Source organism: Mesorhizobium sp. UC74_2 (assembly GCF_042701485.1).
Lineage (GTDB): Bacteria > Pseudomonadota > Alphaproteobacteria > Rhizobiales > Rhizobiaceae > Mesorhizobium.
The window spans coordinates 2725158-2746417 of record NZ_CP170562.1; the positions used below are offsets into that span (position 1 = coordinate 2725158).

Consider the following 21260-nt stretch of genomic DNA (forward strand, 5'->3'; position numbering starts at 1 on the left):
GTTTTATCCTTCTTCGTCGACCGCGACGTCAGACTTTCTGGGTGCCGGAGACTGCGGGTTGCGGGCATGGAACAGATCGAGATCCGCTTCGATGCGATCCAGCAAACGATTGCGCACCATGTCGTAGGCCAGTTCCACCGCAGCGGCAAACCCCGCCGAATCGGCGCCACCATGGCTTTTTACCACGACGCCGTCCAATCCGAGGAAGACACCGCCGTTGGAACGGCTGACATCCATCTTTTCGCGCAGCAAGTCGAAAGCGCCTTTCGCGAACAGATAGCCTATACGTGCCATCAGCGTCCGCCCCATGGCCGCACGCAGGTAACCGCCGATCTGGCGCGCCGTGCCTTCGGCGGTTTTCAACGCGATGTTGCCGGCGAAACCTTCCGTCACCACGACATCGACGGTGCCCTTGCCGATATCATCGCCCTCAACGAAGCCGTGATAGACAAGCGAGTTCATATTGGCCTCGCGCAGCATGCGTCCAGCCTCCTTGACCACTTCCTGGCCCTTGATCTCCTCGACGCCGACATTGAGCAGGCCGACGGTCGGCCGTTCCACGCCGAAGACCGCGCGGGCCATGCCGGTGCCAAGAATAGCGAAGTCGACCAGCTGATGAGCGTCGGCGCCGATGGTGGCGCCGACATCCAGCACCACGCTTTCGCCACGCATGGTCGGCCAGATCGCGGCAATTGCCGGCCGATCGATGGTCGCCATCGTGCGCAGGCAGAATTTCGACATCGCCATCAGCGCGCCGGTATTGCCTGCGGACACGCAGGCATCGGCTGTATTGGCCTTTACCGCCTCGATCGCCTTCCACATCGACGATTTCCAGCGACCATGGCGCAATGCCTGGCTCGGCTTGTCGTCCATGCGGACGGCAACCTCACAGTGGAAGAACTCGCTCTTCTCGGCAAGGCCGGGAAACTTGGCCAATTCGGGCCGCACCACGTCTTCGCGGCCATAGATAATGAAACGGATGTCCGGGCGACGGGTGGCGACTGTCTGGAGCGCCGGAATGACCACACCGGGACCGTGGTCACCGCCCATGGCATCAATGGAGATTTTTATCACGCGTTGTTCATCTCGTGGGTTGGCTTGGGACCATCGTGACTTTCCGGCGAAAATAGCGGTTTTGAGTCACCGCACAACCGGCTTTTGTCGTCGATCCATGGCTTTCAGGATTTTCCGAGCAGGGATTTCAGCTTTTTCTGGAATTCGCTTTCGGGTTCGGCATCATCCGGCCCAGCCTCCAGAGATACACCGGCCTTGCGCGGATAGGGATCAATCGCCAGGCCGAAGAACTGCTCGGCCAGAGCGCCGACATCGATCGTATCGCCGGTGAAGGTTTCCGGGCCATCGGGGCCTTCGGCGTCGAGCAGGATCTCGCCGCCGCCCTCGAAACCCTGGCGACCCAGCTTCGAATCCTCGGGCAGGAACAGGCCCTCGACTTCTTCGTCGATATGAGCCGTCAGCGGCTCCAGCGTCACCACGCAGGCCTGGGTGATGTCACCCTCGACACGGCCTGTAACCTTCACGCCGTGGCGTTTCCAGGGTGTCACCACGAGATTGGCGGCATAGTGCTCGACGGAGACCAGCCCATGCGCCCTGGCGAGAGCCTCGCGTTGAGCAGCATCGGCCTCGATGAGCACCGGCATGCCTTTTTGCGGCAGGCGCGAGACATGCGCCACGAACGAGACGGCGCTGCTTGATTCTTCTTGATGTTTCATTGCGGTCATCCTTCAGGCTGCGGCGGCCGGAAAGACCAGCTCGCCAAGGCAGATCGCATCCGACGATTGGGTGGCAAGCGCCTCCCTGGCCCGCAGCACATAAGCCGCCATATCCGATGCCTCCGGCCAATCCGCGACATCGGGGCGGACATTGCGGGACAGAGCAGCGGCGAGATCAGCCTTGTCGTCACGGGCCAGCGCGTCGGCATAGGCGGCGGTACGGCCATAATACATCTTCGCCAGCTTCTTCATGCGCTTCGGGACGCCGACATCGCTTATGCCGAGTTCGCGCAGCGAATGGTCGACATCGGTGAAGAACTCGTCAATGAGGGTCTGCGCCAGCTCAGCCGGCACGCCACTCTCGCCATGCAGCCTGTGCTGGAACAGGAACATATGCAGCGACAACATCTCGAAACGGCCAAGCGGCGTATCGGGCACATTCCAGTGCGAATAAAAGAAAGTTTGCCGCGCCGCCGCCACGATTTGTGCGTACAGCGCCTCGACAATAGCGCGGTTGGCATGGCGTTCACGGCCGAACAGGCGCTGAAACATTGGGGACGGTCTCCCGGGGACCTGTTTGTTAAGGCAGAATTGTTGCATCGGCGGCTAAGCTGGTTTACCGGTTTTGCCGCCTCGCGCAAGCCGGTGCCCGAGAGCGGACTATGGAGTTGTCGTTGCGCGCATTGAAATTCAAGTCGACCGCCTTGGCAGGTCCTGCGTCCGTCGCCTCGATGCTTGTCATCGCAACGGCGCTGACCGGCTGCAACTCGTCGAAGATGTTCGGGGATCTGACGCCTGGCGAGACACTCACTCAGGGCTACATCGTCGACCAGCAGACGCTGGATTCGGTTCCCGTTGGTTCCAGCCGCGAGCAGGTGCTGCTTGCGCTCGGTACGCCATCCACCACAGCGACCTTCGACAACGAGGTCTTCTACTACATCTCGCAGACGCGCCGTCGTTCGGTTGCCTTCGCCAATCCGAGCGTTGTCGACCAGAAGGTACTGGCCGTCTATTTCGGCCAGGATGGCCGTGTCGCCCGCCTGGCAAACTACGGAATGAAGGATGGCCGGGTGTTTGACTTCATTTCACGCACGACGCCGACCGGCGGCAAGGACCAGAACTTCCTCGGCCAGATCATCTCCGGCGCCGGCAAGCTCAAGCCCAATCCGGCTGCCGGGCTCTGATCCCGCTGCAGGTCGGCACGGACGACCTGCCGACAGATATTCCAAAAGCAAAACCCGCGGGATCGCTCCCGCGGGTTTTTTCTTTCTGCCGGACAGATGCCGTTGTCAGCTGTGCGCCAGCACGGCGAGCAACAGCAGGGCCACGATGTTGGTGATCTTGATGGCCGGGTTCACGGCCGGACCGGCTGTGTCCTTGTAGGGATCGCCAACCGTGTCGCCGGTGACGGAAGCCTTGTGCGCCTCCGAACCCTTCAGGTGCTTGACGCCATCCTTGTCGGTGAAGCCGTCTTCGAACGACTTCTTGGCGTTGTCCCAGGCGCCGCCGCCGGAGGTCATCGAAATGGCCACGAACAGACCGTTGACGATGACGCCGAGCAGCGAGGCGCCGAGCGCCGCGAAAGCCGAGGCCTTGGAGCCCGAGATCAGCAGCACACCATAGTAGACGACCAGCGGCGCCAGTACTGGCAGCAGCGATGGAATGATCATTTCCTTGATCGCAGCCTTGGTCAAAAGGTCGACCGCCCGCGCATAGTTGGGCTTGGACGTGCCCTTCATGATGCCTGGGTCCTCGCGGAACTGGCGGCGCACCTCCTCCACGATCGAACCCGCGGCGCGCCCGACCGCGGTCATGGCGATGCCGCCGAACAGATACGGAATCAGACCACCGAAGATCAGGCCCGCGACGACATAAGGATTCGACAGGTCGAAGGAGACCGTGCCGAGATCGGCGAAGTAAGGATATTGCGCGCCGTTGGCGGCGAAATACTGCAGGTCGTTCGAATATGCCGCGAACAGCACCAGCGCGCCGAGGCCTGCCGAACCGATGGCGTAACCCTTGGTGACGGCCTTGGTGGTGTTGCCGACAGCATCAAGCGCGTCGGTGGAATGACGCACTTCCTTGGGCAGGCCGGACATCTCAGCGATGCCGCCGGCATTGTCGGTGACCGGGCCGAAGGCATCGAGCGCCACGATCATGCCGGCAAGGCCAAGCATGGTGGTGACGGCGATCGCGGTACCGAACAGGCCCGCCAGCTGGAAGGTGGCGATGATGCCGCCGACAATGACGATCGCCGGCAGCGCGGTCGATTCCAGTGAAACCGCGAGGCCCTGGATGACATTTGTGCCATGGCCGGTGACCGAGGCCTGGGCAATCGAATTGACCGGACGCTTGTCGGTGCCGGTATAGTATTCGGTGATCACCACGATCAGCGCCGTCACCAGCAGGCCAATCAGACCGCAGATGAACAGATTCGTTCCGGTCACGACATGCGCGCCGGCCCCGACCGGGCCCCAGCCGATGGTCATCGACGTGGCGGCACCCAAACCGACGATCGACAGGATGCCCGTGACGATCAGGCCCTTGTAGAGGGCGCCCATGATCGAACCATTGGCCCCGAGCTTCACGAAGAAGGTGCCGATGATGGAAGTGACGATACAGGCACCGCAGATGACCAGCGGATAGAGCATCATGCTGGACAGCACGTCAGTGCCGGCAAAGAAGATCGCGGCCAGCACCATGGTTGCGACCACGGTCACGGCATAGGTCTCGAACAGGTCGGCAGCCATGCCGGCGCAGTCACCGACATTGTCACCGACGTTGTCTGCGATGGTGGCGGGGTTGCGTGGGTCATCCTCCGGGATGCCGGCTTCCACCTTGCCGACGAGATCGCCGCCAACGTCAGCTCCCTTGGTGAAGATGCCGCCGCCGAGACGCGCGAAGATCGAGATCAGTGACGCGCCGAAGCCAAGCGCCACCAGCGAGTCGATCACGGTACGATCGCCGGGCGCCAGGCCCAGCGGGCCGGTCAGCACCCAGTAGTAGACGGAGACGCCAAGCAGTGCCAAGCCGGCAACCAGCATGCCGGTAATGGCACCCGACTTGAAGGCGATGTCGAGGCCGGCAGACAGACTGTTCGATGCGGCCTGCGCCGTGCGCACATTGGCGCGCACCGAAACGTGCATGCCTATGAAGCCTGCCGCGCCCGAAAGCACGGCACCGATCAGGAAGCCGATGGCGGCGGTACCCGACAGCAGCCACCAGGCCAGCAGGAACACGACGACCCCGACGATGGCGATGGTGGTGTATTGGCGTGCCAGATAGGCCTGCGCGCCCTCGCGGATTGCCGCGGCGATTTCCTGCATGCGTGCGTTGCCCTGGTCGGACGCCAGCACGGACTGTGTAGCCCAGATGGCGTAGACGATCGAAAGCACGCCGCAGAGGATGACGACATAAAGCATGGTCATTTGCGGATTATTCCTCGATCTGTGGCCCGGCAGACCTCCTCCCCGGACCTTGGAACCGAACCGGGATTCCCGAGCGGAATCCCGACCCCTCGATCGATTTATGCAAAGCCGCGGTCTCGACCGTCAAGCCGGCGTGCGACATTTGCCCGCATTTCGCTGCGACAGTTTACCGCGCCCGATGTGCCGGCGAGCCCAAATGCTTGCGCGCGCTTCACCCTGGAGCGGTGGTTGCGGCCCGACGCTACCGCTGTAAGTCGCGGTCCGGTTGCATGACGAAGATCAGCACCGCGAGCATGGTCATATAAAACTTGAAGGCGGCTTCCTGGCCGTTCCAGGTTTTCGACTGCCACATCGCAAACCATTCTCCGCCGATGACCATGAAGCCGAAATACCAGACCAGAAAGCCCATGGTTGTGGCGATAATGGCGAATTTCTTGGCATTGTTGAACGTTTCGCCACTCCCCTTGCGGGCGCTCCACAAATTCCAGGCGGCGATCAGGAAGAGTACGCAGGTCAGTGCTTCACCGACGATGATCAGCCAGTAGCCCACGGTCCAGAGCGTTGGGCTGGTGATCGAACGATACATCAGGGCATTGCCCGGAAAGGTTGTGTCCATGGACAGCACATGCTGGACAAAGGCGAAGTTGGAGCCATAGTCGGTGATGTTGCCAAAGGCGACGAGGAAGGCGAAGGCCGCCAGACACAGGCACATGGTGATCTTGGAAAGACGTGACGTCATGGCAAAAGCCCCTTCTGCTTTCGATGATTCTGGTCACGGCAAAGCAGGATCACCGAGTCCCGGCGAACACGCAATGAGTGTCGCTTCGATTGTCCTTACTGCAAGCGCGGAGCGCCACGCCGGGAAGCACCAGCTGACGACGATGCTGCTGTCGTTGCGACTGCCGGCAAGCTGCACGACTGGAGATCTGGTATCGCTGGAGACGGGCAACGCAGGGCGCCATGATTTTTCGATCATCCAGCGCCGATGGGTCATCGCAGGAAATGCCGCGGAACTGGAAATAACCCTCGACCATCCGGCAAGGCGTTAGACGACGGCCCCAGTCGGCTGCGCACTACTGGACAGCCTGCCCCATCCGGCGTGCCGCGACACGTTCGAGAGCCATCAGTCCGTCGTAGATGAACACCGCAAGCCCGGCAACGATGAGGCCACCCTGGACGACGAAGGCCAGGTTGTTGGAAATCAATCCGGCAATGATGACCTCGCCCAGCGTCTTGGCCGCGACAGTGGATCCAATGGTGGCGGTGGCCAGGCTGATCACCACCGACAGCCGGATGCCTGCCAGGATCACCGGCAGGCTGAGCGGAAGTTCGACCCGGAATAGTTTCTGGCGATCGGTCATGCCGGCACCGCGAGCCGCCTCAACGACATTGGCCGGCAGCGTGGTAAGTCCGGTCAGCGCGTTCTCGAAGATCGGCAGCAGGCCGTAGAGGAAGAGCGCGATCAAGGTCGGCTTCTCGCCGAAACCGACCGCAGGCACGGCGAGCGCCAGCACCGCGACCGGCGGGAAGGTCTGGCCTATATTGACCAGCGATCGCGACAGCGGCAGGAATTCGGCGCCGAAGGGCCGTGTCACCAGGATGGCAAGGCCGATAGCGACAATGATCGCGGCGGTCGTAGCCACGGCCACGGTGCCCAGATGCTGCAAGGTCAGTGACAGCAGGCTGCCCTGGTTGTAGATCGCCGGCGCATTGTTTTCCGTAAGCGGCTTGAACAGTGGCTCGAACCAGCCCGGATTGACGATGAACGCCACCAGGAGCACCAGCAGTACGACACGCAATGCTGCTGGCAGGAAAACCTTCATGCCGGCCTCGCCGCGAGCTTCACCAGGCCGTCGACGGTGACACGGCCCAGCGCCTTGCCATCCGCCCCTTTGACCGGCAGCGCCGGTTTGCCGGTCCAAAGCAGTTCCGCCAGTGCATCGCGCTGGCTGGCGTCGGCGGGTATTGCTTCGCCTTCCGCGCTGCCCTTCTCCACCGCATCGCCGACACGGCCAAGCGACAGCAGCCGGAACGGCCGCTCGGACGAGCCGACCAGCGTCTCGACAAAGGAACTGGCGGGCTTCGCCAGAATTTCGGCGGGGCCGGCGTATTGAACCAGCTTGCCACCATCCATGACCGCGATCTTGTGGCCCAGATGCACCGCCTCCTCCATGTCATGGGTAACCAGGATGATGGTGGTGCCGAAATGTTTCTGGATGGCGAGCAGGTCTTCCTGCGCCTTGGTGCGGATGATCGGGTCGAGCGCGCCGAATGGCTCGTCCATCAACAGCACATTGGGTTTGGCGGCGAGCGCGCGCGCCACGCCGACACGCTGCTGCTGGCCGCCTGACAATTCGTGCGGATAGCGTGGGCCGAAAGCTGCGGGATCGAGCTGGAAGAGCTTCAGCAGCTCATCGACACGCTCGTCGATGCGTTCCTTTTCCCAGCCGAGCAGCAGCGGCACCGTTGCGATGTTCTGCGCCACGGTGCGATGCGGAAACAGGCCATGGCCCTGGATGGCGTAACCGATCGAGCGGCGCAACTCGTAGTCCGGCAGCGAATGGTTATCGACGCCGTCCAGCTTGATCGTGCCGGAAGTTGGTTCGACCAGCCGGTTGATCATACGCAACAGCGTGGTCTTGCCGGAACCGGACGTGCCGACGATGGCCGCGATGGTGCGCGGTTCGATCACCATCGACACCTCTTCGACCACGGTCTGCTTGTCGTAGCGCTTGGTGATGTTTTCGATTTCGATCATGCGACCGCTTCCTTGCGCTTGGCTGTTGCGGTGAGTTCGATGACGGCATCGAGCACGATGCCCGCCGCGAAGGCCAGTGCCACCGTCGGCACCGCACCGAGCAAAACCAGATCCATCGCCGTCTGTCCGACGCCCTGAAAGACAAAGACGCCGAAGCCGCCGCCGCCGATCAGGGCGGCGATGGTGGCAAGGCCGATGTTCTGCACCAGAACGATGCGGATCCCGGTCAGGATCACCGGGAAGGCAAGCGGGAACTCCACGCTGAACAACCGCTGCCTGTCCGTCATACCCATGCCGCGCGCGGCCTCATTGGCCGCCTTCGGCACGCCGGCCAGTCCCACCACCGTGTTCGCCACCACCGGCAGCAAAGAATAGAGGAACAGCGCCACGAAGGCCGGCGCGGTGCCGATGCCGCGAATGCCAAGCGCGGCGGCTCCCGGCACGTGCAGCGCCACCCAGCCGAGCGGCCCGATCAACATGCCAAACAGCGCGATCGACGGGATGGTCTGGATGATGTTGAGCACGTTGAGGACCCCCGCCCGCAGCACTTCGACCCTGTGGCAGAGAATGCCGAGCGGCAGGCCAACCGCGACGGCGGCGGCCAGCGAACCCAGCGCCAAAGCGACATGCTTGCGTGCCTCGGCCCAGAAACTACCGGCCCTGTTGGCATATTCCTTGAGGATGGAGAGGCTGTCCCAGCTGCCAGATGCCAAGAGGGCGGCAATCGCCACTGAAGCGACGAAGAGAATAACGATGCGCATAAATGGCGACAGTTCCAGGCGCGTCAGCACGTCGGCCAGCAGCAGGGTAAAGGCGAAGAGCAGCAACCAGAAGCCGGACGCCGGCGACACGCGCGCGAAGGTGTTGCCGGGCGGCGTCAGAAAGCTGCCCGCCATGCCGATGGCCAACGCAAGCGCGACCAACAGAACGACACTTGCAACAAGCCGCCAGGCCAATGGTGTCTTCAGCAGTGCGACGATGATGGCGGCGATGACCAGCGCCAGAAGCAAAGGCCCGCTGACAGCAGGAAGCGCGTCAAGGATGGACCGCCCTTCCCCCGGCACGATGCGGTTGGCACGGAAGGTGGCGAATGGTGCAAGGAAAGCCGCATAGGCAGCAATCGCGGCAATCACCACGCCCAGCTTGTCAAAGCGAATGCCCACGATCCCCGGTCCTTCAGGTCCGGCGCGCCCAGTCGTTTCGATCCAGCCGGCGCGCCGGAACCGCTTCCTACTTGAGGAAGCCGTTCTTCTTCAGGAAGTCCTCGGCGACCGCCTTGGCGGGCTCACCACCGACCTGCACACGGCCGTTCAACTCCTGCAGCGTGACAAGGTCGAGCTTCTCGAAAACCGGCTTCAGCACTTCCTCGATCTTGGGGTTTTCTTTCAGCACCGCCTCGCGGATGATCGGGGTCGGCTGATAGACCGGCTGGACGTTCTTGTCGTCGGTGAGAACCACGAGGCCGGACGGCGCGATGCCACCGTCGGTGCCGTAAACCATGGCAGCATTGGCGCCATTGGTCTGATTGGCGGCAGCACCGATGGTGGCGGCGGTATCACCGCCCGAAAGCGTGATCAGCTGATCCGGCTTCAGGGTGAAGCCGTAAGTCGTCTGGAAAGCTGGCAGGGCAGCAGCCGAATTGACGAATTCGGCTGAAGCCGCCAGCACCACCTTACCACCGCCCGAGACGTATTTGCCGAAGTCGGAGAGCGTGGCCAGCTTGTTGGCGTCGGTGACATCCTTGCGCAACGCGATCGCCCAGGTGTTGTTAGCCGGCGATGGTGTCAGCCAGACGAGCTTGTTGGCGTCGTAGTCGAGCTTCTTTGCTTCGGCATAACCCTTGGCGGCATCCTTCCAGATCGGGTCGTCAGCCTTCTCGAAGAAGAAGGCGGCGTTGCCGGTGTATTCGGGATAGATGTCGATCTCGCCCGCAATGATCGCCTTGCGCACCACAGGCGTGGCGCCAAGCTGAATACGGTCGACGGTCTTGATGCCGTTCGCATTCAGAACCGACTGGATGATGTTGCCAAGAACCCCGCCCTCGGTGTCGATCTTGGAAGAGACGACGACGTCGGCAGCGTTGGCGGAGGCGACGGAGAGGCCGAGCGCCACAAGCGCACCGGCTAAAAATCTGGTTGAAGACATGGCGGCAAATCCCTCTGATAAAACCGATGACGATGCCTGCTATCGCACGACCCAGTCGGGCAGTCGGGGCATACGGTTTCATAAGATGGAGGGTAAGCGCAATATTTTTATCCGCAATGGGCGTTCGGCCCATGCTTATCCCGACAGCGTTCTGTCAGTTGGCTTGGCGCTTTGTCCGTTTGACTGCCGGCCGGAACTTCCCGCGCCAACATGCCAACGTTGTAAGCTCACTGTCCCGCTTCATATGGCGTCGCGATATGGGCGCGCGAACCCGCATACAGCAAACCCGTCAATCCAAGGATGACAAGGCCCAGAACGATGATCTGGAGTCCGGTGATGGTTTCATTGAAAAACAAGGCCGACAGGACCATCGTCACAACCGGCGCCGGCACGGTGATGGAACTGGCCACCGAAACGTCGATATGGCGGACGGCATAGAACCAGACGATCAGTTCCACATAGTAGGCAAGGCCCATGGCAACCGCGAAGATCTGGAACTGAAAATCCAGCCCTAACAATGGGATGGCCTCAAAACCCTCGAGTACGACAGCAAGCCCGAGCAGAAATATCGTGGACACGATCAAACGCGAAGTGGTGACCTGGCTCGGGGTGATCGGGGTCGACAACAATGCCTGCCTGACGATGATGTGGGCAACGCTCCAGACCAGTGGGACCGCGAGCGCCATCAGGAACCAGGACGACAGCCCGGCCAGCTGCCAGGTGCCCTGTGTGGCGAGATAATAGAGCGCAACAACCACCAAAAGCATGAAGCCTAGCTCGAGCGCATTCTTGCGGCGACGCAGGAACACCGCCTCGAGCGCGGCTGCAAAGAGCGGGTAGGCCTGCAGGGCAATGGCCGCATTGACCGCTCCCGCCTTCTCGAACGCCAGAACGTACATCCAGGTGGACAGGCTGAAGAGCCCACCGGTGAACAGCGTGACGCCAAGCACACGCCATCGTTCTGATCGAGGCAGACGGTCACCGAACAGCCCATGCTCGCCCGAATGCCACTCGAGTGCCAGCAGCGGCAGCGAGAACAGAAGTTGCCAGACCGACAGCCACAGCGCGAAGGAAAGCGCACTGGAACCAGCTGGGCGGCCGATTGCGATAATCGGCATCAGGCCAAGCACGATGAGGCAAATGAAGGCGAGTGTGATGCCGGTGCCGCGCCGCGGACTGAAAGGCTGGTCCATGTAGAACTCCGGATGCCGGCATCACCGAGAGGCTGGCACCACTCATCAATACAGAGACACCTACGGCCGGCCATAGAGGCAGCCCGTGATGGATCCTGCTCCAATCAACGCGTCATGGCCCTGCGTTGGGATGCGATGACCGGTTCGCCTAAAATCGCATGAAGACAGTGCCGACAGGGCCAAATGTCACGACATCGTAGGCTTCGGGCTCAACGCCCGGCATCTCCATGCCTGGCGAGCCGACGGGCATGCCTGCAACCGCAAGGCCCTTGATGGCCGGCCGCTCGGCAAGCAGCTTCCCGACCGCCTTGGCTGGCACATGCCCTTCGAGCACATACCCGGCGACCAGGGCGGTATGGCATGACTGCAGAGCCGACGGTATCCCGTTCTCCGCCTTGAGTTTCTCCAGCGTTGAGCTCTCCACGACCTTCACTGCGTAACCCGCCTTCGCCATGTGATCGGCCCACGCCCCGCAGCAACCGCACGAAGGGTCCTTGTAGACCGTCACCAGCGGCCGGTCAGCGGCGAAGGCCGACGTGCCTGCAAGCAAGACCGCTGTCGCGACGAGAAAAGTCCTGCGTTTCATCACCATCTCCTTTGGTGCGAACAGCACGGAGCCAGATCGGCTCCGTGCTGTCTTCGTTGAGTTTACGATTAGGTTTACTTGGCTTTTTCGATCTTGGTCACGGTGAGGCGGCCATTGACACGATCGGCTTCGAACTTGACCTTGTCGCCGACCTTGACGGCCTTGAGCGCAGCCGGATCCGCAACCACGAACACCATCGTCATGGCGTCCATCTCCAGATTGGTGATCGGGCCATGCTTCAGCGTGACCTTATTCTGCGCCGTGTCGATCTTGGTGATCTGGCCGTCCACGGGCGCAGCGCGAGCAGAGGTGGCAAGAGCCAGAGCAAAAGCGGCGGCGGTTACGATCTTACGCATTGGGTTCTCCTTCAGTTGCGTTGGGTAGTCCGGTTGGGATTGCGCCGTCTTCACTTGACGACGATGGTGCCTGTCATGCCGGCTTCACGATGACCGGGGATGAGGCAGGAGAAGTCGAACTCGCCGGCCTTGGTGAACTTCCAGACGATCTCGCCGTTTTTCTTCGGCGCCAGGCGCTTAGCGTTCGGATCGTCGTGTTCCATGTCGGGGTTCTTCTGCATCTGCTCGCCGTGCTTGAGATTCTCGGCAAGCGTGCCGAGCACCAGCTCGTGGTCGAGCTCGCCATTGTTGCGCAGCATGAGCTTCACCTGCTCGCCCTTCTTGATCTCGACGCGATTGGGCAGGAATTCCATCCTGCCGTCGGCTTCGCGCATGACGACCTGCACCACGCGCGCCGGCTTCTTCGGGTTGCCGGGCTCGCCATAGGCGCGCTCGCCGTCGTGGCCGGGGTCGGCGATGGCGGCCACAGGCCACGCCAACACAGCCAAGACGGCAATGAGAGTTCGGGATTTCATGTCGTGTCTATCCTTAGTGATTGTTGTGGGAGTTCTTGGGAGAGGATTGCCCGCCGGGCTTCACCACGGTGACTTCGGCGGTTTTTGACCTGTCGAAGGCGGGCGTTTCCTGACGCGCCGCTTGGCCGGTCTGTCCGGTCCATTCATAGGAGACCGTACCCGACGGGTGCTGATACCAGCCGGGATCCTTGTAATCCCCGGCGGCCAACCCCTCGCGGACCTTGACCACCGAGAACATGCCACCCATCTCGATCGGTCCGAACGGACCGAAACCTGTCATCATTGGCAGGGTGTTTTCGGGCAACGGCATTTCCATTTCGCCCATGTCGGCCATGCCGGCAGTGCCCATCGGCATGTAGTCCGGCACGAGGCGCTTGATCTTCCTGGCGACCTCCTTCTTGTCTGCGCCGATGAAGGTGGCGAGCTCGTGCCCCATGGCGTTCATGGTGTGATGCGATTTGTGACAGTGGATCGCCCAGTCGCCGGGATTATCGGCCACGAAGTCGAAGGCACGCATCTGGCCGACCGCGCAGTCGACGGTCACTTCCGGCCAGGCCGCCGCTTCCGGCACCCAGCCGCCATCCGTGCACGAGACCTTGAAGTCGTAGCCGTGCATGTGGATGGGATGGTTGGTCATGGTGAGATTGCCGAAGCGCACACGCACCTTGTCGCCCTTGCCTACCACCAGCGGGTCGATTCCCGGGAAGACACGGCTGTTCCAGGTCCACATGTTGAAGTCGGTCATTTCCGCCACGCGCGGCACATAGGCGCCCGGCTCGATGTCGTAGGACGACATCAGGAAGACGAAGTCGCGGTCGACGCGGCGGAAGGCCGGATCCTTCGGATGCACCACGAAGAAGCCCATCATGCCCATCGCCATCTGCACCATCTCGTCGGCATGGGGGTGGTACATGAAGGTACCGCTCTTCTGCAGCTGGAACTCGTAGACGAAGGTTTTGCCGACCGGGATATGCGGTTGCGTGAGACCGCCGACGCCGTCCATGCCGCTGGGCAACAGCTGACCGTGCCAGTGGATAGTGGTGTGCTCCGGCAGCCTGTTGGTGACGAAGATACGCACCTTGTCGCCCTCGACCGCCTCGATGGTCGGTCCCGGCGACTGGCCGTTGTAGCCCCACAGATGACCGACCATGCCTGGCGAAAACTCGCGCACCACCGGCTCGGCGACGAGATGGAATTCCTTCCAGTCGCCGTTCATGCGCCACGGCAAGGTCCAACCGTTCAAGGTGACGACAGGGTTGTAGTCCGGCCCGGTTTTCGGCACGAGCGGCGGCTGCATCACAGCCTCCGTCATGGTCGGTGCCTCGGGCACCGAGGCGAACGCGGTGCGCCCCGATACCGTACCGGCACCCAGCAAGGTCATGGCACCGGTGGCACCAAGGAAGTTTCGGCGGGAAACCGTCATGTTTCTTTTCTCCTTGGGATCACTCATCGCCGCCTCCCGCACCACCGCCGATGATGGCGCTCTGGTAGTCGACACCGGCGAGCAAGGCGTCGCGCTGTGCCTCGATGGCGGCGACATTGGTCTCGATGCCTTCGCGGGTGGTGGTCAGCAGCTCGAATACGTCGATCAGCATGCCGTTGTATTGAAGCTGAGCTTCCTCCGAGATCACCCTGCGCAGCGGGATGATGCTGGCTCGGTACTGGCGGGCGATGTCCGTGGCGGCACGGTAGGCAAGAAGTGCCGCGCGGGCTTCGGAGCGGATGTTCACGGCTTTTGCCGCAAAGCGGTTGACCGCCTGCATATAGGTCTCGGCATTGCGCCGCCTGGTGGTCTCGCCCAAATCGAAGATCGGTATCTCCAGTTCGAGGTCGAGCACACCTCCCTTGGGATAGTCCTTCTCGACCTCGCCGTGATCGTTCTTGCTGCGCTCGAAATTGGCAAAGCCGGCGAGCTGGAAGGCCGAGACATACCGGGTCGCGTTGTCGAGTTTGAGCGAACGCGCCAGGGCGTCGAGTTCGAGCCGTGCCGCAATCAGATCGACGCGTTTGCGAACGGCCTCCGTCTCGGCTTGATCCGACGTCTGCAGTTTCTTTGGCAGGGACGGCAACCTGTCCGGGATCTTGTAGCCGGCATCCGAGCCCCACAAGCCAAGCTCGCGCGTCAGCGCCTCGCGTGTGACCCCTGCTTCAAGCCTTGCGGCGGCGAGTTGGCTGGAGGTTTCGGCATTGAAGGCACCCGCACGCGCCTGATCCAGCTTGGTGGCTGCGCCAGTTTCGCCGAGCTTGCGAGTAAGGTCAGCGGCTGCGTCCGTCGAGGCTCTCGCCTGCTCGAGATAGGTCACCCGGTGACGGGCGGCCACGGCTCGATAGTATGCCTTGCGCGCAGCTGCCGCCTGACGAAATGTTGCCTCCATGGCGCGATATCGCGCTGCCTCGAATTCCCTCTCGGCAATCGCCTTGCGTGCAGGCAAGGTGAGCAGCGACAGCAGCGAACCGACCAGCCGGCGTTCGATCTCCAGCGATCCTCCCTGCAAGGTCCCGCCAAGCGAAATGCTTGGATTGGGCGGCAGGCTGGCCTCCACGAAGGCCGCTTCCGAAACGCCGAGCGCATTGTACTCGGCCTGCAGGTTCCTGTTGCTCAGCAATGCAACCTGGACGGCACTGTCAGCGTTCAATGGCTTGGCCAAAAGCGTCTTCACACGCGAAGACCCCGCCGCCGCGTCGGCCTTCGAGGCAATCTTCACCACGTTGGCGCCGATGGCCGACGACACCTGCGCGCCCACCGGCAACATGCCGCCATCCTTGGTGAAGGAGGCACAGCCGGCAAGCGTAAGCGCAAGCAGGCTGACACCCCCGAGTTTGATGAACTTGCCGTTCCGGGTGGCCGGCAAGACGGAAACAGCAAAGGAGATGATCGGCATCATTTGCCCTTCTCCTTCGGCGCCACTTGACGGTTGCTGTCGATCCAGGATTTGGGCGCTACGGGCCGATAGTCGACTGTGCCGGCAAGTACCGGCGCGTACCGTGCAGGTGGCACGGCAACGGCAGGGTCCGCGGCCGACGGCCCTGTGCCGATATCAGGCAAGGCCGTGCAAGCGGAAAGGATGATGGCGGGCGCCATCACGAAAGGAGACCTCATGAATGATCCTCAACGACGGAAATGAACGGAGAAACGCGGGCCTGACGAAGAGAAACCTCCGGGCAAGGCCATGCGACGATTGGTGATAGCCGCCGTGCCGGATCCCCACAGAATCCCGGGCACTGACGCTCAGTCGGCGCGCACGATCTCCCCCGGCGTGTCGCCGGGCCGATCGTCAAGGTCGATCAGAAACAGGAATTGAGTGCGTCAGTCGAGCGGGGAATTCCGCCAGCTACGCAACAATCCAACCTTACGCCAACGTTTCAGGCGTGGAGTGGACGAGGAGGACGTTCAAGGCGGAGGGTAGTGGAGCCCTCCAGCACGTCGGCCCATTGGCGGTGCTTGACCTGCCAGGTCAGGAAGCTGACCGGCGCAACACAATCGACGGAAAGAATGGCGGTGTGGCAGGCCATGGCGCAGCAGGTTTGCGCCAAGTCCTGTGGTTGATGGTGCGAGCTGCCGCAGTTTCCACCCTTGCAGGCTGTCGAACTGTTTGCCGGTTTACCGCCATGATCGTGGTTTCCGGCGCTCTGATGATCCACCGTTGAGGTTTCACCAGTCACGACGTCACTGGTTGCTGGCAAGACCGCGGTTGCGGCCCAGCCCGTGCTGCTTATCGCCACCGCCATCATGACAAGCACAACCGACAGCGTTCTGCCCGTGCATATAAATACAGGCAAAAGGCAGGCCGTGACGCTTGCTATGGCTTGGCGAACAGTCATCAGGCGCAGTTCCAACGACCTTGGTTTCTTACATCGACGCCGAAGTTCCGACGCGGATCAGACAACGGCTACCGGATGATGGTATTGCCGGGATCTCGGAGGGCCAACAAGTTTTTTTATACATATTTGTATTCGTCTCTCGTTGACCGGCATGATGCACGGTCGGTCGCCCGACACCGCGAGAATCATCAACCCGAGAGCGGGTTGCGGGCGCAGCTTTTGTGACGGTGGTCCAGCGGCACGTCAAGCTGCAGATGACGCCTAGTGCAGAACCGTCACGACGTTTCATGCCCGCGAAGGCTAGAATCACAAAATTGTAAATCGTGCGGAAAGTGACGGTGAAGTCGCACGCCTAGCCTCGGATCGTCGGGCTCCCAAGACGCCCGCGTTCGACAAGAGGAACAGTCATGAACAAGACCATAGGATATGCTTTGATCATCGTGGCCGCCACGGCGACCGGCGCTTTTGCCAACAGCGGTTCCAATCCAACAAATTCCGGGCTCGACAGGATCTTGCAGGGCCATGGATCAGTTGGCGAGGCGGCCGGATCGGTGTCGAATCCGGACATCTCCTACAGGGTTCTTGCCAACGGAGACGTTGAAAAGACCAACACGCGCTACAACCGCGTCGAGATCGTGAAGCCCTCCTGGTCGCAAGGCCAGCGTGCCAGTTGGGCGGGACGGAGGTAGCCGTCGACACCGTCCCTCCCGCGGAACGATTTGACGCAAGGAGCGATCCGACCGACGGATCGCTCCTGAAGCCGCTCACCTCTTGCCCCGGCTCATGGCTTCGTTTGTCGACCAATGTGGCCAAGCTCACGACTGCGTTGGGCGAAGTTGCAACTTCATCGGCCGTCACCAATCCGTGATCGCAGTTCCACAATCTGCCCGGCTGAAGACCCAGATCGAACACAGTTGTTGCAGATGCCGATAGCCACCACCGGAATCGAACCAGCTTCAGCAGAGCGACCCCGAGGATACGAGTTTGGCGGAGATACGAGAACCTGCGCGACCCAACGAAACTTATATCAGCCGCCAATCTCCCCCATGGCACAGGGCAGTCCTGAGCCGATGCGATCATAACAGGCGTCGAGCGGGAATACCCGCCGTTCAACAATTCATTGAGACATGGTTCGTGCAGGAAATGGACGAACCGCCCCCCTCGAGGTCGTCAACGCTTGGGCAACCAAGTCAGATGAGAGCCATTCGTCATGAGAATTCTTCTGGTCGAAGATGATGAACAGATCAGCCAATACATCCAGAACGGACTGAAATCGTCCGGCCATGTCGTCGACATCCTGAGTGACGGACGCGACGCCCTATCGGTAGGACTGCGAGAGCCTTTCGATGTCGCAATCGTCGACCGGATGATCCCGGGGCTTGACGGTTTGTCGCTCGTGCGGGGCCTGCGCGGCGCCGGCGGCAAGGTTCCGATCATCTTCCTGACCTCGATGGGCGGGGTCAACGATCGGGTCGAGGGCTTGGAAGCCGGCGCCGACGACTACCTGGTCAAGCCGTTTGCATTTTCAGAACTCCTGGCAAGGGTGAATGCCTTGTTGCGCCGGCCGCCGATCACCGCAGGAAAAGCCAAGCTGCGCGTGGCAGACCTGGAGCTGGATCTGTTCAGCCGATTGGCCAGCAGGGGTGGCACCAGTATCGAACTGTTGCCGCGCGAATTCGCCTTGCTTGAACTGCTGATGCGCAACGAAGGCCGCATTCTGACAAAGACGATGTTGCTGGAACGTATCTGGAACTTCAATTTCGATCCGCAAAGCACTGTCGTGGAGACCCATATCAGCCGCCTCCGTGCCAAGATCGACAAACCCTTCGACGTGCCGCTGCTGCACAATACGCGCAACACCGGCTACAGCATTCATGGTCAACGCTAGCATAACGCGCAGTACATCACTCCGCCTCGCCGGCTTCTACATCTCGCTGTTCCTGCTTTCGTTTCTGGGCGCCAACGCGGTGGGCTACAATATGGTCGCCTCCTATCTTTATGAGCGCCTGGACTCGAACGTCATGGAGCGCTTCAGGGAGATCGAGACTGCCTATATCAAGAACGGGATTGATGGCGCCGCTGCGATGATCCGAAGCCATGGCCCGGCGATACGCGGTCAGGAAACGCTCTATACCCTCAAGGATGCAGATGACACCGTCCTTGTCGGAAACATCGATGCGGCCAACGCGCCGCCGGGCTTCTCGACACGGGCGCCCACGAGCCATGATAAGCCCCCGACCAATTATCGCCTCTATCGAAGGAACCTCGACCGGTACGATCTGACCGTTGGCGTCAGCTACGACGACACCAACCGTCTGCGCTGGATCGCACTTGTGAGTTTCGGATGGGCGACGGCCATCGTCCTTGCGGCCGGGCTAGGTGGCGGTGCGATATTCGCATTCCGCACTCGTCGCCGGATAGCCAGGTTCTCGAAGGCCATGAAGGCTGTCGGAGCCGGCGCACTTGCCACCCGACTGCCGGTTTCGAAGCGCCATGACGACATCGACGCCTTGGCAATCGAGGTCAACGACGCGCTAGGGCAATTGCAGGCAAACGTCGCGGCCATGACCCAGGTCACCACCGATATCGCCCACGATCTCAAAACGCCCATCGGCCGGCTGTATCTGACGCTTGAGGCAGCTTCCGAAAGCCCGGACCAGGCATCGGCGCTTCCGCTTATCGAACGAGCGATGAATGAAGTCGCGCGCATCACTGCGACGTTCGAGGGACTGCTGCGCATCTCCCAGATTGAATCCGGCGCACGCCGGTCGCGATTTGCCAAAATCGACCTGATGGCGCTGGTCCGCGATATCGACGACATCTATCGTGATATAGTCGAGGACAGTGGGCGTTCGCTCCGCTTTTCAGACGACAGGCGCAACACCTCCGCTTTCGTGTGGGGCGATGCGGATCTTTTAAAGCAGATGTGCGTCAACCTGATCGTCAACGCGATGCGTCACACACAGCCAGGCGCACGCATTGTTATCGGCGTCAGAGTTCGGGGCGGCTCGTGCGTGGTCATTGTTGCCGACAACGGGCCTGGCATCCCCGAGCATGAACGCCAGAGGGTATTCAAGCGCTTCTATCGGCTGGAGAAGAGCCGTACGACGGAAGGCACGGGGCTGGGGCTCAGTCTCGTCAAGGCGATAGCCGATGTCCACGGCGCCAACATCTTCCTGAATGATAACAACCCAGGCCTGATCGTTTCGATTTTCTTCCCGACGGTTCACTAGAAGCGCAGAACCCTGCGCACTTTTCCTGGAATTGCTCCAGAAAGAAAATCTCCGCCCGTGGAGGTCAGACGCACGGGCGGATAGTCAGATCTGCGTTCGTCATTGAGACCCTCCTTTCATAAGACGCCGCCTTTGAGCCCGTTTGAGCCGGGATATACAAATCTGTAATTCGGTGTTCGGCGCTCACGGTGCTCGTCATTTCCCTGAGTGCGCCACCGGCCAGAAGCCGGCAAATGTGATGTGGCGTCACGGCAACAGTTTCGGTCCTCCGCGGCACCGGGCGCCGCTCTTACAGATATGTAAGCCTCGTGTTCGGCACCGGAAAAACTCGTGCCCGCAGATCAATTCGACCGCACCGACGACCGGTACGGCGTTACTCGAATTGAAAAGGTGGGAAATGAGAAAATCTCTTCTGTCGGCCGTACTCGTCATGCCGGCACTCGGTTTCAACGGTGCCTATGCCGCCGATCCGGCGGTTGTTGCCGAACCGGAACCAGCCGAATTCGTCAAGATTTGCGATGTCTATGGCACCGGCTTTTTTTACATCCCCGGGACCGAAACCTGTCTGAGGATCGGCGGATACGTTCGCTACGACATCGGCTTCGGCGAAAACCTCGGTTCGGATGTCGATGGCGATGGGCTCGGCGACACCTACTACAAGCGCGCGCGCTTCTCGCTGCAGACCGATGCGCGAAGCCAGACCGAGCTCGGTACCTTGCGCGCCTATGCCAAGATCAATTTCGACCGCGACACCAATGGTTCGATCTGGAATTACAACTCGTTCGGATCGCCTGTGGCCGACAACATCTACCTCAACGAGATCTATATGGAGCTTGGCGGCTTCCGGATCGGCATGACCGATTCCGTCTTCAGCACGCTGACAGATTATGCCGGCAACGTCATCAACGATTGGCTCCTGGGCTACGGACCGTTTCGTACCAACCAGGTCTCCTATACCTACACCGGCGGCAACGGCTTTGCGGCCACCGTTGCTTTGGAACAAGGAGCAGGCTCCTACACCATCGACAACTATGTTCCTCACGTCGTCTTCGGCGGCTCTTACACCCAAGGCTGGGGTAAAGTGTCGGCGGTTGGCGCTTATGACAGCGTCAACGAGGTCTGGGCCGGCAAGGCAAGATTGGACATCAAGGCAACGGATACCATCACGCTGTTCGTGATGGCAGGCTACAAATCCGACAGGAACATCCAGAATTACTATGGCAACTGGGGTGGCTCATGGGCCGTCTGGGGCGGTGGTACGGCACAGGTGAACGACAAGACCAGCCTCAATCTGCAAGTCGCCTATGACGACAGCAAGGCTTTTGCGGCGGTTGCCAATGTCTCCTACGCGGTTGTGCCAGGTTTCTACGTGACGCCCGAGGTCGTCTATACGAGCAAGCTCGACTACATAACCAATGGCAAGGGTTCTCTCGGCGGCTTCCTCCGCTTCGAACGGAACTTCTAGGTCAATCGGCCTGCTGCCCCAAGAAGGAC

General features: G+C 61.2%; 23 protein-coding genes. 6 read left to right on the top strand and 17 right to left on the bottom strand.

Annotation, left to right across the window (positions count from 1 at the left end; genetic code table 11):
- Positions 1-3: 3 nt before the first annotated feature.
- The 3 genes from plsX to ACFJIU_RS13185 all read right to left on the bottom strand — a co-directional run bounded on the left by plsX (position 4) and on the right by ACFJIU_RS13185 (position 2282).
- Entirely contained in the window at positions 4-1074 is a 1071-nt protein-coding gene (plsX, locus tag ACFJIU_RS13175) for a phosphate acyltransferase PlsX (protein ID WP_379072132.1), read from the bottom strand.
- A gap of 104 nt (positions 1075-1178) precedes the next feature.
- On the bottom strand, positions 1179-1730 hold the full coding sequence (locus tag ACFJIU_RS13180) for a YceD family protein (RefSeq protein ID WP_379072135.1): 552 nt from the start codon (positions 1728-1730) through the stop codon (positions 1179-1181).
- Positions 1731-1742: 12 nt separating this feature from the next.
- Positions 1743-2282: a ubiquinol-cytochrome C chaperone family protein gene (locus tag ACFJIU_RS13185; RefSeq protein ID WP_379072138.1), complete on the bottom strand. Its 540-nt coding sequence runs from the start codon at positions 2280-2282 to the stop codon at positions 1743-1745.
- 122 nt (positions 2283-2404) lie between these two features.
- Between ACFJIU_RS13185 and ACFJIU_RS13190 the strand changes: the two genes are divergently transcribed.
- Complete coding sequence (locus ACFJIU_RS13190) at positions 2405-2914, top strand: outer membrane protein assembly factor BamE (RefSeq protein ID WP_379072141.1); 510 nt, start codon at positions 2405-2407, stop codon at positions 2912-2914.
- 105 nt (positions 2915-3019) lie between these two features.
- On the opposite strand, the gene ACFJIU_RS13195 is transcribed toward ACFJIU_RS13190, so the two are convergent.
- On the bottom strand, positions 3020-5158 hold the full coding sequence (locus tag ACFJIU_RS13195; protein WP_379072143.1) for a sodium-translocating pyrophosphatase: 2139 nt from the start codon (positions 5156-5158) through the stop codon (positions 3020-3022).
- A gap of 241 nt (positions 5159-5399) precedes the next feature.
- On the bottom strand, positions 5400-5897 hold the full coding sequence (locus tag ACFJIU_RS13200; protein ID WP_379072146.1) for a DUF2165 family protein: 498 nt from the start codon (positions 5895-5897) through the stop codon (positions 5400-5402).
- 73 nt (positions 5898-5970) lie between these two features.
- Between ACFJIU_RS13200 and ACFJIU_RS13205 the strand changes: the two genes are divergently transcribed.
- Positions 5971-6207 (top strand): hypothetical protein, encoded by a 237-nt coding sequence (locus tag ACFJIU_RS13205; RefSeq protein ID WP_379072148.1) that lies wholly within the window; start codon positions 5971-5973, stop codon positions 6205-6207.
- 24 nt (positions 6208-6231) lie between these two features.
- Here the strand turns inward: ACFJIU_RS13205 and ACFJIU_RS13210 are convergent, their stop codons facing one another.
- The 12 genes from ACFJIU_RS13210 to ACFJIU_RS13265 form a co-directional block, all read right to left on the bottom strand.
- Positions 6232-6981, bottom strand: coding sequence for an ABC transporter permease (locus ACFJIU_RS13210; protein WP_379072151.1), 750 nt, complete (start codon positions 6979-6981; stop codon positions 6232-6234).
- Positions 6978-7916, bottom strand: coding sequence for an ABC transporter ATP-binding protein (locus ACFJIU_RS13215; RefSeq protein WP_379072153.1), 939 nt, complete (start codon positions 7914-7916; stop codon positions 6978-6980). The genes ACFJIU_RS13210 and ACFJIU_RS13215 overlap by 4 nt, the downstream gene beginning before the upstream one ends.
- On the bottom strand, positions 7913-9079 hold the full coding sequence (locus ACFJIU_RS13220; RefSeq protein ID WP_379072156.1) for an ABC transporter permease: 1167 nt from the start codon (positions 9077-9079) through the stop codon (positions 7913-7915). Before ACFJIU_RS13220 ends, ACFJIU_RS13215 begins: the two co-directional genes overlap by 4 nt.
- A gap of 67 nt (positions 9080-9146) precedes the next feature.
- Positions 9147-10061: an ABC transporter substrate-binding protein gene (locus ACFJIU_RS13225; RefSeq protein ID WP_379072159.1), complete on the bottom strand. Its 915-nt coding sequence runs from the start codon at positions 10059-10061 to the stop codon at positions 9147-9149.
- Between the two features lie 227 nt (positions 10062-10288).
- A complete protein-coding gene (locus tag ACFJIU_RS13230; RefSeq protein ID WP_379072162.1) occupies positions 10289-11254 on the bottom strand; it encodes a DMT family transporter in 966 nt (321 codons plus the stop codon).
- A 148-nt stretch (positions 11255-11402) separates the two neighbouring features.
- Positions 11403-11840 carry a DUF411 domain-containing protein gene (locus ACFJIU_RS13235; protein WP_379072165.1) on the bottom strand — a complete coding sequence of 146 codons (438 nt, stop codon included), beginning with the start codon at positions 11838-11840 and terminating at the stop codon, positions 11403-11405.
- Positions 11841-11914: 74 nt separating this feature from the next.
- On the bottom strand, positions 11915-12196 hold the full coding sequence (locus ACFJIU_RS13240; RefSeq protein WP_379072167.1) for a copper-binding protein: 282 nt from the start codon (positions 12194-12196) through the stop codon (positions 11915-11917).
- A 50-nt stretch (positions 12197-12246) separates the two neighbouring features.
- On the bottom strand, positions 12247-12711 hold the full coding sequence (locus ACFJIU_RS13245; RefSeq protein ID WP_379072170.1) for a plastocyanin/azurin family copper-binding protein: 465 nt from the start codon (positions 12709-12711) through the stop codon (positions 12247-12249).
- Positions 12712-12724: 13 nt separating this feature from the next.
- Positions 12725-14134: a multicopper oxidase family protein gene (locus tag ACFJIU_RS13250; RefSeq protein WP_379073087.1), complete on the bottom strand. Its 1410-nt coding sequence runs from the start codon at positions 14132-14134 to the stop codon at positions 12725-12727.
- Positions 14135-14153: 19 nt separating this feature from the next.
- Complete coding sequence (locus ACFJIU_RS13255) at positions 14154-15596, bottom strand: TolC family protein (RefSeq protein ID WP_379072173.1); 1443 nt, start codon at positions 15594-15596, stop codon at positions 14154-14156.
- Positions 15593-15811, bottom strand: coding sequence for a hypothetical protein (locus tag ACFJIU_RS13260; RefSeq protein ID WP_379072176.1), 219 nt, complete (start codon positions 15809-15811; stop codon positions 15593-15595). The genes ACFJIU_RS13255 and ACFJIU_RS13260 overlap by 4 nt, the downstream gene beginning before the upstream one ends.
- Positions 15812-16074: 263 nt before the next feature.
- Entirely contained in the window at positions 16075-16548 is a 474-nt protein-coding gene (locus ACFJIU_RS13265; RefSeq protein WP_379072179.1) for a hypothetical protein, read from the bottom strand.
- A gap of 392 nt (positions 16549-16940) precedes the next feature.
- On the opposite strand from ACFJIU_RS13265, the gene ACFJIU_RS13270 reads away from it, so the two are divergent.
- From ACFJIU_RS13270 to ACFJIU_RS13285, 4 genes are all read left to right on the top strand, one after another.
- Complete coding sequence (locus ACFJIU_RS13270) at positions 16941-17222, top strand: hypothetical protein (protein ID WP_379072182.1); 282 nt, start codon at positions 16941-16943, stop codon at positions 17220-17222.
- 521 nt (positions 17223-17743) lie between these two features.
- The gene (locus ACFJIU_RS13275; protein WP_379072184.1) at positions 17744-18421 is read left to right on the top strand and encodes a response regulator; all 678 of its coding nucleotides are present in this window, start codon (positions 17744-17746) and stop codon (positions 18419-18421) included.
- Positions 18408-19766, top strand: coding sequence for an ATP-binding protein (locus ACFJIU_RS13280; protein ID WP_379072187.1), 1359 nt, complete (start codon positions 18408-18410; stop codon positions 19764-19766). The genes ACFJIU_RS13275 and ACFJIU_RS13280 overlap by 14 nt, the downstream gene beginning before the upstream one ends.
- A 397-nt stretch (positions 19767-20163) precedes the next feature.
- Complete coding sequence (locus ACFJIU_RS13285) at positions 20164-21231, top strand: porin (RefSeq protein WP_379072189.1); 1068 nt, start codon at positions 20164-20166, stop codon at positions 21229-21231.
- Positions 21232-21260: the final 29 nt, after the last annotated feature.